The organism is Pseudomonas sp. YNh (assembly GCF_037993085.1).
Classification (GTDB): domain Bacteria; phylum Pseudomonadota; class Gammaproteobacteria; order Pseudomonadales; family Pseudomonadaceae; genus Aquipseudomonas; species Aquipseudomonas putida.
In genome coordinates this window covers 30,048-44,687 of sequence record NZ_JBBMRJ010000008.1, presented here as the reverse complement: position 1 = coordinate 44,687, position 14,640 = coordinate 30,048, and the positions used below count along the sequence as shown (strand labels likewise).

Genomic DNA, 14,640 nt, shown 5'->3' with positions numbered 1-14,640 from the left:
GATGTGCCGTTACACTGGCGCGCTCGATGGCCAGGCCCCGATAAATCTGCCAATGCAGGGAGCAAAACCGCCTGGCTGCGGTCGAACAGGATTCTTGAAGGCTGAGGTGCTCTAAATGAAGTGGATGGTGGCGGTGGTGTCTGTGGCGGCGCTGGGCGGTTGTGTCAGCGTTTCGGAGCTGGAGCAATCGCACGAAACGCTGGATGTGATTTCTGGCAAGACCCCGCGTGAATATGCCGACTGCATCAAGCAGAAGCTGGCCGACACGCGCGATCCGCTGGTGGAAGAGCCGCGTGGTGACGGCCTGCGCCTGATCGTGCCGCAGAAGATCAGCTCGGGGGTAGGGCCGGCGGCACTGGTGGACATCGACAAGCGAGGCAGCGGCAGCAGCATCAAGCTGCGTGAGCGGCTGAACAACTTCCCCCTGCGCCTGGGCGATGTCCGCACCGCGGCCACCCAATGCATCTCCGGGCATTGATCTGAGGCAACGGACCTTCCTGTCTTTGCTTATATGTTTTAAGCCTAAACATATAACAAAAGAAAGGGAGATTCGTGATGACACCGTTGAGACGCGTCGTGATCGGCAGCCTGCTGATCCTGGCCTGGCCCATGGCGCATGCCGCCGATGGCCAGAAAGTCTTCACCCAGGGTGGGGCAAACCCCGCTGCCATGGCTTGCCTCGGGTGCCATGGCCCCGACGGCAAGGGCATTGCCGCCGCCGGCTTTCCGCGCTTGGCCGGGCTACCGGCTGGTTACCTCAGCAAGCAACTGCATGACTGGCGCAATGGCAGCCGCAAGCAGCCGGTGATGGAACCGCTCGCCAAGGCCTTGAGCGAAGATGAAATCAAGGCGGTGAGTGCCTACCTGGCCAGCTTGCCGGCAGACCCCGCCGGCAACCTGTGGCGCCAGCAGATTGCCGATGACCCGACCACCCGCATGGCCCTGTACGGCGACTGGAACCGGCAGATACCGGGCTGCGTGCAATGCCATGGCCCTGGCGGCGGCGGGGTTGGCGAACACTTCCCGCCTTTGGCCGGCCAGCCTGCCAGTTACCTGGTGGCGCAGCTCAATGCCTGGCGCGAGGGCAGCCGCAGCAATGACCCCAACCAGCTGATGGTCGGCGTGGCCAAGGCCATGACCGATGACGAGATCAAGGCTGTCGCCGAGTTCTTCGCCCGCTCCGCCAGCCAGGAGGTCACGCCATGAAACCCTTGATTCCAGCCTTTTTACTGGTGGCCATGAGCAGCGTCCAGGCCGCCCCGATCGCCATGGAAGACCAGTCGCAGCTGAAGGTACCCGGCGTGCAGGCCGCGCCGCAGTTTGTGCCGCCCGCCGAAAGCGAGTTGCCCGACAATGCCTTTGGCAAGATGGTGCATGAGGGCCATGCCCTGTTCGTCGATACCCGCCGGCTGATGCCCGAGGCCGTAGGCAACGGCATGAATTGCAGTAACTGCCACCTCGACCAGGGGCGCCTGGCGCATTCCGCGCCGATGTGGGGCGCGTACCCGATGTACCCCGCGTACCGCAAGAAGAACGACAAGGTGAATACCTACGCGGAGCGCATCCAGGGGTGCTTCCAGTTCAGCATGAACGGCAAGCCACCTGCCGCCGATAGCCCGCAGATGACGGCACTGGCGACCTATGCGTACTGGCTGTCGACCAAGGCGCCCACTGGCGTCGAGATTGCCGGGCATGGTTACCCGGAGGTGCCGCAGCCCGAGGGCGGCTATGACTTCAAGCGGGGCCAGCAGGTGTACGACGAGCAATGCGCGATTTGCCATGGCGACAACGGCCAAGGGCAGAAGGTGGCCGGTGATTACGTGATGCCGCCGCTGTGGGGCAAGGACTCCTACAACTGGGGCGCTGGCATGCACCGCATCAACACGGCGGCGTCGTTCATCAAGTACAACATGCCGCTGGGCAAGCCGGGCAGCCTCAGCGATCAGCAGGCCTGGGACGTTGCCGCGTGGGTCAACCGCCATGAACGGCCGCAGGACCCGCGACTGGTGGAGGGCTCCATCGAGAAGACGCGGGTGAAGTTCCATGCCAATGACGGCGTGAACCTGTATGGTCAGAAGGTAGATGGGGTGCTGATCGGGCAGGGCACCGGTAGCTGATGCAGCGCCTGTGCCGGCCTCTTCGCGGGCGAACCCGCTCCCACAGATCTGTGCAGAGCTCAAGCCTGATGCGGTACCTGTGGGAGCGGGTTTACCCGCGAAAGGGCCGGTACAGGCACCCTGATTTTGCTGTCATCCGCCCGTCATGTATGACGGTAATATTTACGATCCCCCGGAACTATCTACACTGGGTTATCTCTATGATGGCATCGGTCGCTATCAGGGGCATTGTAAGGTAAGTGCCGCCTGATTAGACTGCGCCGAATTCCACAGGCCTAGCCTTTGTTAAGGACGTATATGATCAAAAAATGCTTGTTCCCGGCGGCCGGCTACGGCACTCGCTTCCTGCCCGCTACCAAAGCCATGCCCAAGGAAATGCTGCCGGTGGTCAACAAGCCACTGATCCAGTATGGCGTTGAAGAAGCATTGGACGCCGGTCTGAACGAAATCTCCATCGTGACCGGTCGCGGCAAGCGCGCCCTGGAAGACCACTTCGACATCAGCTACGAGCTGGAAAACCAGATCAAGGGCACCGACAAGGAAAAATACCTGGTGGGTATCCGTCGCCTGCTCGACGAGTGCTCGTTCTCCTACACCCGCCAGACCGAAATGAAAGGCCTGGGCCACGCGATTCTCACCGGCCGCCCGCTGATTGGCGACGAGCCGTTTGCAGTGGTGCTGGCGGACGACCTGTGCGTCAACCTTGACGGTGACGGTGTGCTGGCGCAGATGGTCAAGCTGTTCAAGCAATACCGCTGCTCGATCGTCGCGATCCAGGAAGTCGACCCGCAGGAAACCAACAAATATGGCGTCATCGCCGGCGAAGAGATCCGTGACGGTATCTTCCGTGTGGACTCGATGGTCGAGAAGCCCAAGCCTGAAGATGCGCCGTCGAACCTGGCCATCATCGGCCGCTACATCCTGACCCCGGATATCTTCGAGAAGATCGAGCAGACCGAGCCGGGCAAGGGTGGCGAGATCCAGATCACCGACGCGCTGATGAAGCAAGCGGCCGAAGGTAACGTGATTGCCTACAAGTTCAGGGGCAAGCGTTTCGACTGCGGTGGTGCCGAAGGCTACATCGAGGCGACCAACTTCTGCTTCGAGAACTTCTACAAGGCTGGCAAGGCTTACTGATTGGCCCAGCTGGTACGAGAGCCACCCTTCGGGGTGGCTTTTTTGTTTGCGGCGGCCAACGGCGTTATGCTGGGCGCCTGCCGAGGAGAGTGAATACATGGCCTACGATTTTGATCTGTTCGTGATTGGTGCCGGGTCCGGCGGTGTGCGCGCAGCGCGCTTTGCCGCGGGCTTTGGCGCGAAAGTGGCGGTGGCCGAAAGCCGCTACCTGGGGGGGACCTGCGTCAACGTCGGCTGTGTGCCGAAAAAGCTGCTGGTGTACGGCGCGCATGTCGCGGACGAACTGGAACAAGCCGCAGGTTTCGGCTGGACCCTGGAAGAAGGGCACTTCGACTGGGGCACCCTGATTGCCAACAAGAACCGCGAGATCGAGCGCCTCAACGGCATCTACCGCAACCTGCTGGTCAACAGTGGCGTCACCCTGCTGCAAGGCCACGCACGCCTGACCGGCGCCAATGAAGTGGAGGTGGAAGGCCAGCGCTACACCGCGGAGCACATCCTCATCGCGACCGGTGGCTGGCCGCAGATCCCGGACATCCCGGGCAAGGAACTGGCGATCACCTCCAACGAAGCCTTCTACCTCAAGGACCTGCCTCGCCGGGTGCTGGTAGTGGGTGGAGGTTATATCGCCGTCGAGTTCGCTGGCATCTTCCAGGGCCTGGGGGCCGACACCACGCTGCTGTACCGTGGCGACCTGTTCCTGCGCGGCTTCGATGGCTCGGTGCGCACACACCTGAAGGAAGAGCTGGAAAAGCGCGGCCTCGACCTGCAGTTCAATGCCGATATCCAGCGTATCGACAAGCTTGAAGATGGCAGCCTCAAGGCCACCCTCAAGGATGGCCGCGAGCTGGTTGCAGACTGTGTGTTCTACGCCACAGGGCGGCGCCCGATGCTGGACAACCTGGGCCTGGAAAACACCGGCGTCGAGCTGGATGCGCGTGGTTACATTCGTGTCGACGAGCAGTACCAGACGACTGCGCCTTCGATCCTGGCCATTGGCGATGTGATCGGCCGTGTGCAGCTTACCCCGGTGGCCCTGGCCGAAGGCATGGCCGTGGCGCGGCGCCTGTTCAAGCCGGAGCAGTACCGCCCGGTGGACTACCAGAACATCCCGACGGCGGTGTTCAGCCAGCCGCCTATCGGTACTGTTGGCCTCACCGAGGAGCAGGCGCTGGAGGCCGGGCACAAGGTGCAGGTGTTCGAAAGCCGCTTCCGCGCCATGAAGCTGACCCTGACCGACATTCAGGAAAAGACCCTGATGAAATTGGTGGTGGATGCCGAGACTGACAAGGTGCTGGGTTGCCACATGGTTGGCCCTGACGCTGGCGAGATCATCCAGGGCCTGGGCATTGCCTTGAAAGCCGGTGCGACCAAGCAGCAATTCGACGAGACCATCGGCGTGCACCCGACGGCGGCCGAAGAGTTCGTGACCATGCGTACAGTCACCCGCTGACGCTCCTTTCTGTGGGAGCGGCCTTGCGTCGCGATAGGGCCGCGCAGCGGCCCCAGGATTCAGCGCGGGGTGTACAGATTGCTGGGGCCGCTATGCGGCCCTTTCGCGACGCAAGGCCGCTCCCACAAAAAGCGCTCCTCGTGCAGCTACTGCGTTCGCAATCCTTTGCTCAGCCCATTCCCTTCTATTAATTAACCCGGGTTATAGCCAAAACCAATCACAAGCATGAGCTTTGCCAATGAGCCTTCAGCGGGATGATTAGTTAGGATTCTATCCATCAACTGATTCCAACCCCATGAAGGAGCGTCTCTCATGCCAATCATCAACAGCCAAGTCAAACCGTTCAACGCCACCGCCTACCACAAGGGCGAGTTCGTCCAGGTCAGCGAAGCCGACCTGAAAGGCAAGTGGTCTGTCGTGTTCTTCTACCCGGCTGACTTCACCTTCGTCTGCCCGACCGAGCTGGGCGACCTTGCCGACAACTACGCCGAGTTCCAGAAACTGGGTGTGGAAATCTACGGCGTGTCCACCGACACCCACTTCACCCACAAAGCCTGGCACGACACCTCGGACACCATCGGCAAGATCCAGTACCCACTGATCGGTGACCCGACCCACGTCATTTCGCGCAACTTCGACGTGCTGATCGAAGAAGCCGGCCTGGCCGATCGCGGTACCTTCGTGATCAACCCGGAAGGCCAGATCAAGATCGTCGAACTGAACGACGGTGGTGTAGGCCGCGATGCTGCCGAACTGCTGCGTAAAGTGAAGGCTGCCCAGTACGTTGCCGCCCACCCAGGCGAAGTGTGCCCGGCCAAGTGGAAAGAAGGCGAAGCCACTCTGGCGCCATCGCTGGACCTGGTAGGCAAGATCTAAGGTCATGCCCATAACGCGGGCGGTAAGCAGCCGCCAAAGCTGAAATACCTACCGCCCCGTCAAACGCCCGGGCGACATCGCCTGGGCGTTTTTGTATCCGAGTTTTGAAAAAAGGAATCGCCCGTATGTTGGACGCCACGCTTAAATCGCAACTGAAAACCTACCTGGAGCGGGTCACCCAGCCGATCGAGATCGTAGCCTCCCTCGACGACGGCGCGAAGTCCCGCGAATTGCACGACCTGCTGGTGGAAATTGCCGGTTTGTCGAACCTCATTACCTTCAGCGCGGACGGTACCGATGCCCGTCGCCCGTCGTTCTCGCTGAACCGCCCGGGTAGCGATATCAGCCTGCGCTTCGCCGGCATACCCATGGGCCACGAATTCACTTCGCTGGTGCTGGCGCTGCTGCAAGTCGGCGGCCACCCGTCCAAGGCCAGTGCCGAAGTGATCGAGCAGATCCAGGCGCTGGAAGGCGAGTTCACCTTCGAAACCTACTTCTCGCTGTCGTGCCAGAACTGCCCGGACGTGGTCCAGGCGCTGAACCTGATGGCAGTGCTCAACCCTAATGTGCGCCATGTGGCCATCGACGGTGCGCTGTTCCAGGACGAAGTGGAATCGCGCAAGATCATGGCGGTGCCAAGCGTCTACCTGAACGGCGAAGTGTTCGGCCAGGGCCGCATGGGCCTGGAAGAAATCCTCGGCAAGATCGACACCAGTGCCGGTGCTCGCCAGGCCGAGAAGATCAACGCCAAGGACGCTTTCGATGTACTGGTGGTCGGTGGTGGCCCGGCCGGCGCGGCAGCGGCCATCTACGCCGCACGTAAAGGCATCCGCACCGGTGTTGCTGCCGAGCGCTTCGGCGGCCAGGTGCTCGATACCCTGGCCATCGAAAACTTCATCTCGGTGCAGGAAACCGAAGGGCCGAAACTGGCCACGGCACTGGAAGAACACGTCAAGCAATACGACGTGGACATCATGAACCTGCAGCGCGGCGAAGCGCTGATTCCGGCCACCGATGGCGGCCTGCATGAAGTACGCCTGGCCGGCGGTGCCTCGCTCAAGGCCAAGACCGTGATCCTGGCCACCGGCGCCCGCTGGCGCGAAATGAACGTGCCGGGCGAGCAGGAATACCGCGGCCGTGGCGTGGCTTACTGCCCGCACTGTGACGGCCCGCTGTTCAAAGGCAAGCGCGTGGCGGTGATCGGCGGCGGCAACTCGGGCGTGGAAGCGGCCATCGACCTGGCCGGCATCGTCGCCCAGGTGACGCTGATCGAATTCGACAGCCAGCTGCGTGCCGATGCAGTGTTGCAACGCAAGCTGCACAGCCTGCCGAACGTGAAAGTGATCACCAGCGCGCTGACCACCGAAGTGCTGGGCAATGGTGAGAAAGTGACCGGCCTGCGCTACAAGGATCGCACTACGGATGAAACGCACGACGTGGCGCTGGAAGGCATCTTCGTGCAGATCGGCCTTCTGCCGAACACTGATTGGCTGAAGGGCACCGTCGAGCTGTCGCCGCGTGGCGAGATCATCGTCGATGCCAAGGGCCAGACCAGCATCCCGGGCGTGTTTGCCGCCGGTGACGTGACTACCGTGCCGTACAAGCAGATCGTGATTGCTGTGGGTGAAGGGGCCAAGGCTTCGCTGGCAGCCTTCGATCACCTGATCCGTACTTCGGCTCCGGCATAAGCCTGCACTGGCCCTGTCGCCGGCAAGCTTGCACCCACAGGTGATCCCAGAATTCGAAACTCTGGTGTACCTGTGGGAGCTGGCTTGCCGGCGATAGGGCCTTCGAAGGCTGAGGGTGTCTATGATTAGTGCAGATCCCCTCAGGAATCACACCCATGACCCTGATCAGCCGCGAACCCTGGTGGTTAGTTCCCCCAAAGCCCGGTCAGCAAGAGCAGGACCTGCACTGGGGCTACCTGGAAATCTACGCCGACGGCCGCACCGTGTTCGTCGACCAGCGCCCCAGTGACCGGGAGCTGGCCGAACGCAAGAGCTGCCGAAACTTCCCCGACCGCGAGCCGTAAAGGCTCAGCCTTCCAGCTCGGCCAGGCGCGCCTCCAGCGCCGCGATGCGGGCTTCAAGGGCTTCGATGCGGTCTTCCGAGACACTGCCGCCACTGCTGCGCGCGCCACCTTCCTGCTGGCGTGCAGCGAGGATTACTTCGATTTCAGCCGGGTCGCCCAGGGCGTGGGTGTAGCGGTCTTCGCGCTGGCCGGCCTGGCGTGGCAGGTGCAATGCCAGACCGCGCGAGATCAGGCGTTCCAGTTGGTGCTGGATCTGCTCGGTGTCGTCGAAGTCGTGCAGGCGGTTGCTGCGGGTAAGCAGTTCGTTGAGGGTTTGCGGGCCACGCAGGAACATCAGGCCCATCAGTATCAGCTGCGCTGGCACCAGCTCCAGTGCCTTGTCCACCCTTTGTTCCCAGCGGTCGGCACGGCTGCCCATCTGCAGGCGGGTCATGTCCTGCCCTTCAAGGGCGCGCAAGGCCTGGCCGACCTGGCCTTGGGTCAGGTTCATCACCGGCTCGCGGCTGGTCTTCTGGTTGCAGGCCAGGAGCAGGGCATTGAGGGTGAGCGGGTAGCTTTCCGGGCTGGTGGCCTGCTTTTCGATCAGCGAACCGAGAATGCGGATCTCAACGCTGTTGAAGCGGCCTTCACCTGCGGTTTCGTGTTCTGACATGGCCCTGTCTCATTACTGGGGAAAGGCCACTAGCCTAGGTAATGCGCCTGGCTTAAGCAATCACTGGCATCATTGCTTGCCTGCAAGGGGCCGCACAGCGGCCCCTTGGCCTTCAAGCGCTACGCCGCTCTTCGGCTTGGCAAGCCGCCGCTGTGAACAGCACATCGGTCGACGAATTCAGCGCCGTCTCGGCCGAGTCCTGCAACACACCAATAATGAAGCCCACCGCCACCACCTGCATGGCAATTTCGCTGGGGACGCCGAACAGGCTGCACGCCAGTGGAATCAGCAGCAGCGAGCCCCCGGCCACGCCCGAAGCACCGCAGGCGCACACCGCCGCCACCACGCTGAGCAGCACCGCCGTTGGCAGGTCCACCGGGATACCCAGGGTATGCACCGCAGCCAGGGTCAGCACGGTGATGGTGATGGCCGCGCCGGCCATGTTGATGGTTGCGCCCAGCGGGATCGACACCGAATAGGTGTCTTCATGCAGGCCAAGGCGCTCCGACAGTGCCAGGTTGACCGGGATGTTGGCCGCCGAGCTGCGGGTGAAGAACGCGGTAATGCCGCTTTCGCGCAGGCACAGCAGGGTCAGTGGGTAGGGGTTGCGGCGGATTTTCCAGAACACGATCAGCGGGTTCATCACCAGCGCCACGAACAGCATGCAGCCGATCAGCACAGCCAGCAGGTGCAGGTAGCCGAGCAGCGCGTCGAGGCCAGACTGGGCAAGCGTGGAGCTGACCAGGCCAAAAATGCCCAGCGGGGCGAAGCGGATGACCACGCGCACGATCAGGGTCACGCCATTGGACAAGTCTTCGACCACGGTACGCGTGGTTTCGCCCGCATTGCGCAGGGCCACGCCCAAGCCGATGGCCCAGGTCAGCACGCCGATGAAGTTGGCGTTGAGCAGGGCGTTGACCGGGTTGTCGACCGCGCTCAGCAGCAGGTTCTGCATCACCTCGGTGATGCCGCCTGGCGCGCTCAACGTTGCCTCGCCAGTGCTCAGCACCAGATTGGACGGGAACAGCATGCTGGCAACTACAGCCACCACCGCTGCGGCGAAGGTGCCCAGCAGGTACAGCCAGAGGATCGGGCGGATGTGGGTTTCCTGGCCGTGGCGGTGGTTGGCGATAGACGCCATGACCAGGACGAACACCAGTACGGGCGCCACGGCTTTCAGGGCGCTGACGAACACCTTGCCAAGGAAGGCCATGTCGCGGGCGATGGCCGGCGCGAGCAGGGCAAGGGCGATGCCGGCGAGCAGGCCGATGACGATCTGCGTCACCAGGCTGGTGCGGTTGAGGAGGCGGAGAAGGGGGGTCATGTGCAGCGGTATCTCGAAATCTGGAAAGGGCGCGACTTTACCATAGAGTACTTGTGGGGCTGTTGCGGCCTGTTCGCGGGTAAACCTGCGAACAGGCCGCCGCAATCACCAATGAAACAACTCCCGACGCGCCCCCTCGGTAATCGCCACGATCCCCGGGTGCTTGACCTTGCGTTCCACCGAAATGGCATAGAACGACTCGTGCACGGCCTCGGTCTGGCCGATCAGCGTCACGCCATACTGGCGGCATACTTCTTCGGCGATCACGCTGGGGGCAACGAAAATGCCGCTGCCCGACTGGCCGAACGCCTGCATCAGGGCACTGTCATCGAATTCGCCCACGATACGTGGCTGCACCTGTTGCTCACTCAGCCAACGTAACAGGCGGCTGCGCACCACGGTCTCCTGGCCGGGAACCAGCAACGGGGCGTCCTGCAGGCAGGCCGGGAAGGGGCCCTCCAGGCGCTGTGCCAGCGCCGGCGTGGCGAAGAAGCTCAGCCCGCACTCACCCAGCTTCTGGCTATAGCCCTTTATGTCCAGGTTGCCGGGCATCGGGCTGTCGGAAATCACCAAGTCCAGGCGCTGGATGGCCAGGTCGGCCAGCAACCGCTCAAGTTTGTCTTCGCGGCAGTTGATGCGCAGCACTTCATCCAGCTCCATGGTAGGTGCCAGCAGGCGGTAGACGATGGATTTGGGCACCACGTCGGCCACCCCCACGCGGAACAGGATCTGCTCCTGCGGGCCTGCGCGCAGCATGGCTTCGAGCTCGCCGCCAATCTGGAACATCTGCTCTGCATATACCAGCGCCTGGCGGCCGGTCTCGGTCAGCTCCAGCTGCCGGCCGGCGCGCTGAAACAATTCAAGGCCGTAGGTTTGCTCGAACAGGCTGATCTGCCCGCTGATGGTCTGCGGTGTAAGGTTCAGTTGTTCGCTGGCGCGGGTAATGCTGCCCGTCTTGGCCACGGCCCAGAAGTAATGCAGCTGGCGATAGTTGAGCACCGTCGGTCGTCCCGATTCGTAAAAACCGAAGTATACGCCATGAAAATACGAATTTTCCTGAACTATCAGCGTCTTTAGAATGCACCGCATCAGGCGCCATGCGCCGACGGGACATTTCAAGCGAGGACACCATGCTGCAACTCAAATCCATCGGTACCCCATTGGTGCTGGCGTTGGCCCTGTTCACCCTGGCAGGCTGCGACCAGGCTGAGAAATCCGCCCAGCAGATGCTCGACCAGGCCGCACAGTCGGCCAAGCAGGCGATTGACGACACCAACAAGGCCGCTCAGCAGGCGTTGAACGAGGCCATCGGCGGCGAAGGGCAAAAGCCTGAAGATGCCGACAAGAAAAAAGACACCCAGGAAATCTGACCCTAAACCGCCGCTGCAGGATTTGAACAATGGAATACTTGCTGGAACTCGCCGCTAGCCCCACCGCCTGGGTTGCCCTGGCTACGCTGGTCGCCATGGAAGTTGTACTGGGCATCGACAACCTGATCTTCATCTCCATCCTGACCAACAAACTGCCCGTGGAGTACCGTTCCAAGGCACGACGTATCGGTATCAGCATGGCGTTGGTCATGCGCCTGGCCTTGCTCAGCACGGTGGCCTGGATCGTACAGCTGACCGACCCGGTGTTCGAAGTGTTCGGAAACGCCTTCTCCTGGAAGGATGTGATCCTGATTGCCGGTGGCCTGTTCCTGCTGTGGAAGGCGACCAAGGAAATCCACGAAAGCGTTGACCCGCACGGTGCGAAAGAAGAAGCCAAAGTCGGTTCGACCATTACCCTGGGCTTCGCTGCGGCAATCTTCCAGATCCTGCTGCTGGACATCGTCTTCTCGGTCGACAGCATCATCACCGCTGTGGGCATGACCGAGCACTTGCCGATCATGATCATTGCCGTGATCACGGCAGTCATCGTCATGATGGTGGCCGCCGACCCGCTGGCCAACTTCATCAATGACAACCCGACGGTGGTCATGCTGGCCTTGGGCTTCCTGATCATGATCGGCATGACGCTGATCGCCGAAGGTTTTGGCGCTCATGTACCGAAGGGGTATGTGTATGCGGCCATGGCGTTCTCGACCGTGATCGAGATGCTCAACATTTTTGCTCGCCGGGCGCGATTGAAGCGTGAGGCGGCTGAAGGTTGATGTAAAGAAGGTTGATGCAAAAGGCGGGGCGCATTGCGCCCCGTTCGCGTTTTATGAAGTCTTAATGCACCCCGGCTGGCCGCCGTGCCCGGCGCACAGGTTGCGGCTTGGCAGGGGCCTGCGGTGGCAGGTGGTGGTGGGAATGGCGCCGCACGATGCGCAGTACGCCCCACAGCATGGCGGCTGCAACGCTTAGCCACATGCCTACCAGCATGAAAATTGCCATGGTCAGGCTCATCTGTGCCTCCATCTCTACGGCAAGCGCTCGATTGGCCAGCGCTGCCTTCCAGACACTGCTTTAGTCTAGCCCTTCGCCTGTGACGTTCCATCGAACAAAGGTCTATCTCTGAGTCCGATTCGCTCCAAGCCGCTGTCGGACTATACCCGCGCCGCTGTCGGACCTATGATCGGTGGCCAGAGCCGGGCGCTGCCTGCCTGGCGTTGGAACAAGCGAGTGTCCATGCAGCAACATTCCATCAAAGCTGCCCCCCGGCGGCTGTTGGTCGCCTGTCTGATGGCGGCCACCTTGGCCGGCTGTGCCAGCGCACCGCCTGCCAACCTCAAAGGCCTGCCGCAGCGGGTTGAGATCAGCAGCGTGCCGTTCTACCGTGGCAACGCCAACCACAGCGGTGCCATGGCGCTGGCAGCGGTGCTGTCGCAACAGGGCGCACCCATCACCCCGGGCTTGCTGGACAAACCGTTGAACCTGCCACAAGGCGCCGAAGCGCTGGACACTGGCATCCCTCGCGTGGCGCGGGACTATGGCATGGTGGTGTACCCGTTGGACAAACAACTGGACGCACTGCTGGCCCAGGTGGCGGCGGGCAACCCGGTGTTGCTGCGTTACGAGGAGGGTTCGGCCTGGTGGGGTGAGCCACGTTATGCGGTGCTGATCGGCTATGACCGCTACAAGCAGCGTGTACTGCTGCGCTCGGGCATGCACCGGCGGCAGGTGATGGCGTTCGATGACTTTGCATCGGCGTGGGCGAAGCAGGGGAGTTGGGCGGTGCTGGTGCAGCCACCGCGGCAGTTGCCGGCCCAGGTGGACCGCCAGCGGTGGTTACAGGCTGCGGATGATCTGGCGCGGGCGGGGCAGGAAATTGCGGCGAAGCAGGCTATCAGCAGCCTGAACAAATAGCGGTGCCAGCTCCCACAGGTAGCGCACTGGGTTCGACGCCTGTGCGGTATCTGAGGGAGCTGGCTTGCCGGCGATAGCGCCAGGCCTGCTTACATCAGAAGCCCAGGCGATCGCGCAGGCTGTAGTACCAGGCGCCAATGGCGCTGAACGGCACACGCAGCATCTGGCCACCCGGGAACGGGTAGTGCGGCAGGCCGGCGAAGGCGTCGAAACGCTCAGCCTGGCCGCGCAGGGCCTCGGCCAGCACTTTGCCCGCCAGGTGGGTGTAGGTCACGCCGTGGCCCGAGCATCCCTGCGAGTAGTAGATGTTGTCGCCGATACGGCCAACCTGGGGCAGGCGCGACAGCGTCAGCAGGAAGTTGCCGGTCCAGGCGTAGTCGATCTTCACGTTCTTCAGCTGCGGGAAGGCCTTGATCATCTTCGGACGAATGATCGCCTCGATGTTGGCCGGGTCACGCGCGCCGTACACCACGCCACCGCCGAAGATCAGGCGCTTGTCGCTGGTCAGGCGGTAGTAGTCGAGCAGGTAGTTGCAGTCCTCGACGCAGTAGTCCTGCGGCAGCAGGGTGCGCGCCAGCTCTTCGCCCAGCGGTTCGGTGGTGATCACCTGGGTGCCGCATGGCATGGACTTGGCGGCCAGTTCCGGCACCAGGTTGCCAAGGTAGGCGTTGCCGGCGACGATGATGAACTTGGCGCGCACCTTGCCTTGTGGGGTGTGCACGACCGGGTTGGCACCGCGCTCGATGCGGATTGCCGGGGTTTGCTCATAGATGATGCCGCCCAGCGACTCGACCGCAGCAGCTTCACCCAGGGCCAGGTTCAGTGGATGGATGTGGCCGCCGCTCATGTCCAGCATGCCGCCGATATAGCTGTCGCACGCGACCACTTCACGGATGCGCTTCTGGTCCATCAGCTCGAGCTGGTTGTGACCGAAGCGTTCCCACAGGCGCTTTTGCGACTCCAGGTGACCCATCTGCTTGCTGGTGATGGCGGCGAACACGCCACCGTCTTTCAGGTCGCACTGGATGTTGTACTTGGCCACGCGCTCACGAATGATGCGCCCGCCTTCGAAGGCCATGTGGCCCAGCAGTTGCGCTTGCTTGGGACCGACGGTGCGTTCGATGACGTCGATGTCGCGGCTGTAGCTGTTGACGATCTGGCCGCCGTTGCGGCCCGATGCGCCGAAGCCGACCTTGGCCGCTTCGACGATGCTCACCTTGAAGCCGTTCTCCAGCAGGAACAGGGCGCTGGAAAGGCCGGTGTAGCCGGCGCCGATGATGCACACATCGGTTTCCACCTCACCCTGCAGCGCCGGACGTGGCGGCACCGGGTTGGCCGAGGCGGCGTAGTAGGACTGGGGGTAGGGGGTGTTAGCCATGCTGCAGGAACCTCGTGTTTTATATTTTTAACGAATGTACCGATGCTATCAATAATAATAAACACCCGCTAGTCGTCTGGTGAAAATCCTTTACGGCGGACCTGCCGGCGCCTCTCTATATAAAGAGTTTAAGATTCAGTAGGTTAGCTCGAAAAAAAGTGTTGACATGGTTTTTCTAATGCGTAGAATGCGCACCACACGACAGGCACATAGCTCAGTTGGTTAGAGCACCACCTTGACATGGTGGGGGTCGTTGGTTCGAGTCCAATTGTGCCTACCAAATCGAAGAAGGGGTGATCCGAAAGGGTCATCCCTTTTTTCATTGTCCATTTCGCGGGCGTCGAAACCGCGGTATGGGCAGGCAGCGCTCATAGTCGAAAG

16 protein-coding genes and 1 tRNA gene are annotated in these 14,640 nt (G+C 62.0%); 12 read left to right on the top strand and 5 right to left on the bottom strand.

Annotation, left to right across the window (positions count from 1 at the left end; genetic code table 11):
• Nucleotides 1-115: 115 nt before the first annotated feature.
• The 8 genes from WF331_RS10385 (at nt 116) to WF331_RS10350 (ending at nt 7,615) form a co-directional block, all read left to right on the top strand.
• The gene (locus tag WF331_RS10385) at nt 116-478 is read left to right on the top strand and encodes a hypothetical protein (protein ID WP_016498960.1); all 363 of its coding nucleotides are present in this window, start codon (nt 116-118) and stop codon (nt 476-478) included.
• Nucleotides 479-555: 77 nt separating this feature from the next.
• Nucleotides 556-1,206: a c-type cytochrome gene (locus WF331_RS10380; protein ID WP_016498961.1), complete on the top strand. Its 651-nt coding sequence runs from the start codon at nt 556-558 to the stop codon at nt 1,204-1,206.
• On the top strand, nt 1,203-2,117 hold the full coding sequence (locus WF331_RS10375) for a c-type cytochrome (protein ID WP_340622874.1): 915 nt from the start codon (nt 1,203-1,205) through the stop codon (nt 2,115-2,117). Before WF331_RS10380 ends, WF331_RS10375 begins: the two co-directional genes overlap by 4 nt.
• A 297-nt stretch (nt 2,118-2,414) precedes the next feature.
• Nucleotides 2,415-3,254 (top strand): UTP--glucose-1-phosphate uridylyltransferase GalU, encoded by an 840-nt coding sequence (galU, locus tag WF331_RS10370; protein ID WP_284396408.1) that lies wholly within the window; start codon nt 2,415-2,417, stop codon nt 3,252-3,254.
• Between the two features lie 97 nt (nt 3,255-3,351).
• Nucleotides 3,352-4,707, top strand: coding sequence for a glutathione-disulfide reductase (gorA, locus tag WF331_RS10365; RefSeq protein ID WP_016498963.1), 1,356 nt, complete (start codon nt 3,352-3,354; stop codon nt 4,705-4,707).
• Nucleotides 4,708-5,019: 312 nt separating this feature from the next.
• A complete protein-coding gene (gene ahpC, locus WF331_RS10360) occupies nt 5,020-5,583 on the top strand; it encodes an alkyl hydroperoxide reductase subunit C (RefSeq protein WP_004375926.1) in 564 nt (187 codons plus the stop codon).
• Between the two features lie 125 nt (nt 5,584-5,708).
• Nucleotides 5,709-7,271 (top strand): alkyl hydroperoxide reductase subunit F, encoded by a 1,563-nt coding sequence (gene ahpF / locus WF331_RS10355; protein WP_016498964.1) that lies wholly within the window; start codon nt 5,709-5,711, stop codon nt 7,269-7,271.
• A 155-nt stretch (nt 7,272-7,426) separates the two neighbouring features.
• The gene (locus tag WF331_RS10350) at nt 7,427-7,615 is read left to right on the top strand and encodes a hypothetical protein (RefSeq protein WP_016498965.1); all 189 of its coding nucleotides are present in this window, start codon (nt 7,427-7,429) and stop codon (nt 7,613-7,615) included.
• Nucleotides 7,616-7,619: 4 nt separating this feature from the next.
• Here WF331_RS10350 and WF331_RS10345 read toward each other — a convergent pair whose 3' ends face one another.
• The 3 genes from WF331_RS10345 to nhaR form a co-directional block, all read right to left on the bottom strand.
• Nucleotides 7,620-8,267 (bottom strand): YceH family protein, encoded by a 648-nt coding sequence (locus WF331_RS10345; RefSeq protein WP_016498966.1) that lies wholly within the window; start codon nt 8,265-8,267, stop codon nt 7,620-7,622.
• Nucleotides 8,268-8,379: 112 nt separating this feature from the next.
• Nucleotides 8,380-9,591, bottom strand: coding sequence for a serine/threonine transporter SstT (gene sstT, locus WF331_RS10340; RefSeq protein WP_059395915.1), 1,212 nt, complete (start codon nt 9,589-9,591; stop codon nt 8,380-8,382).
• A gap of 105 nt (nt 9,592-9,696) precedes the next feature.
• Nucleotides 9,697-10,590, bottom strand: coding sequence for a transcriptional activator NhaR (gene nhaR, locus WF331_RS10335; protein ID WP_016498968.1), 894 nt, complete (start codon nt 10,588-10,590; stop codon nt 9,697-9,699).
• A 131-nt stretch (nt 10,591-10,721) separates the two neighbouring features.
• Here nhaR and WF331_RS10330 point away from each other — a divergent pair, with 131 nt between their 5' ends.
• Together WF331_RS10330 and WF331_RS10325 are read left to right on the top strand one after the other, a co-directional pair.
• Nucleotides 10,722-10,961 carry a hypothetical protein gene (locus tag WF331_RS10330; RefSeq protein ID WP_019473606.1) on the top strand — a complete coding sequence of 80 codons (240 nt, stop codon included), beginning with the start codon at nt 10,722-10,724 and terminating at the stop codon, nt 10,959-10,961.
• 29 nt (nt 10,962-10,990) lie between these two features.
• The gene (locus WF331_RS10325; protein WP_016498970.1) at nt 10,991-11,743 is read left to right on the top strand and encodes a TerC family protein; all 753 of its coding nucleotides are present in this window, start codon (nt 10,991-10,993) and stop codon (nt 11,741-11,743) included.
• Nucleotides 11,744-11,804: 61 nt separating this feature from the next.
• On the opposite strand, the gene WF331_RS10320 is transcribed toward WF331_RS10325, so the two are convergent.
• Entirely contained in the window at nt 11,805-11,981 is a 177-nt protein-coding gene (locus WF331_RS10320) for a hypothetical protein (protein WP_016498971.1), read from the bottom strand.
• A 165-nt stretch (nt 11,982-12,146) separates the two neighbouring features.
• On the opposite strand from WF331_RS10320, the gene WF331_RS10315 reads away from it, so the two are divergent.
• Entirely contained in the window at nt 12,147-12,881 is a 735-nt protein-coding gene (locus tag WF331_RS10315) for a peptidase C39 family protein (RefSeq protein ID WP_016498972.1), read from the top strand.
• Between the two features lie 94 nt (nt 12,882-12,975).
• Here the strand turns inward: WF331_RS10315 and WF331_RS10310 are convergent, their stop codons facing one another.
• Complete coding sequence (locus WF331_RS10310; RefSeq protein WP_016498973.1) at nt 12,976-14,259, bottom strand: NAD(P)/FAD-dependent oxidoreductase; 1,284 nt, start codon at nt 14,257-14,259, stop codon at nt 12,976-12,978.
• A gap of 203 nt (nt 14,260-14,462) precedes the next feature.
• Between WF331_RS10310 and WF331_RS10305 the strand changes: the two genes are divergently transcribed.
• A tRNA-Val gene (locus WF331_RS10305) sits at nt 14,463-14,539 on the top strand.
• Nucleotides 14,540-14,640: the final 101 nt, after the last annotated feature.

What these genes read in the sequence shown, in the direction of transcription:
- WF331_RS10385 (WP_016498960.1), top strand. Translation starts at nt 116, where the DNA reads ATGAAGTGGATGGTGGCGGTGGTGTCTGTGGCGGCGCTGGGCGGTTGT.
- WF331_RS10380 (WP_016498961.1), top strand. Translation starts at nt 556, where the DNA reads ATGACACCGTTGAGACGCGTCGTGATCGGCAGCCTGCTGATCCTGGCC.
- WF331_RS10375 (WP_340622874.1), top strand. Translation starts at nt 1,203, where the DNA reads ATGAAACCCTTGATTCCAGCCTTTTTACTGGTGGCCATGAGCAGCGTC.
- galU (WP_284396408.1), top strand. Translation starts at nt 2,415, where the DNA reads ATGATCAAAAAATGCTTGTTCCCGGCGGCCGGCTACGGCACTCGCTTC.
- gorA (WP_016498963.1), top strand. Translation starts at nt 3,352, where the DNA reads ATGGCCTACGATTTTGATCTGTTCGTGATTGGTGCCGGGTCCGGCGGT.
- ahpC (WP_004375926.1), top strand. Translation starts at nt 5,020, where the DNA reads ATGCCAATCATCAACAGCCAAGTCAAACCGTTCAACGCCACCGCCTAC.
- ahpF (WP_016498964.1), top strand. Translation starts at nt 5,709, where the DNA reads ATGTTGGACGCCACGCTTAAATCGCAACTGAAAACCTACCTGGAGCGG.
- WF331_RS10350 (WP_016498965.1), top strand. Translation starts at nt 7,427, where the DNA reads ATGACCCTGATCAGCCGCGAACCCTGGTGGTTAGTTCCCCCAAAGCCC.
- WF331_RS10345 (WP_016498966.1), bottom strand. Translation starts at nt 8,267, where the DNA reads ATGTCAGAACACGAAACCGCAGGTGAAGGCCGCTTCAACAGCGTTGAG.
- sstT (WP_059395915.1), bottom strand. Translation starts at nt 9,591, where the DNA reads ATGACCCCCCTTCTCCGCCTCCTCAACCGCACCAGCCTGGTGACGCAG.
- WF331_RS10330 (WP_019473606.1), top strand. Translation starts at nt 10,722, where the DNA reads ATGCTGCAACTCAAATCCATCGGTACCCCATTGGTGCTGGCGTTGGCC.
- WF331_RS10325 (WP_016498970.1), top strand. Translation starts at nt 10,991, where the DNA reads ATGGAATACTTGCTGGAACTCGCCGCTAGCCCCACCGCCTGGGTTGCC.
- WF331_RS10320 (WP_016498971.1), bottom strand. Translation starts at nt 11,981, where the DNA reads ATGAGCCTGACCATGGCAATTTTCATGCTGGTAGGCATGTGGCTAAGC.
- WF331_RS10315 (WP_016498972.1), top strand. Translation starts at nt 12,147, where the DNA reads ATGATCGGTGGCCAGAGCCGGGCGCTGCCTGCCTGGCGTTGGAACAAG.
- WF331_RS10310 (WP_016498973.1), bottom strand. Translation starts at nt 14,259, where the DNA reads ATGGCTAACACCCCCTACCCCCAGTCCTACTACGCCGCCTCGGCCAAC.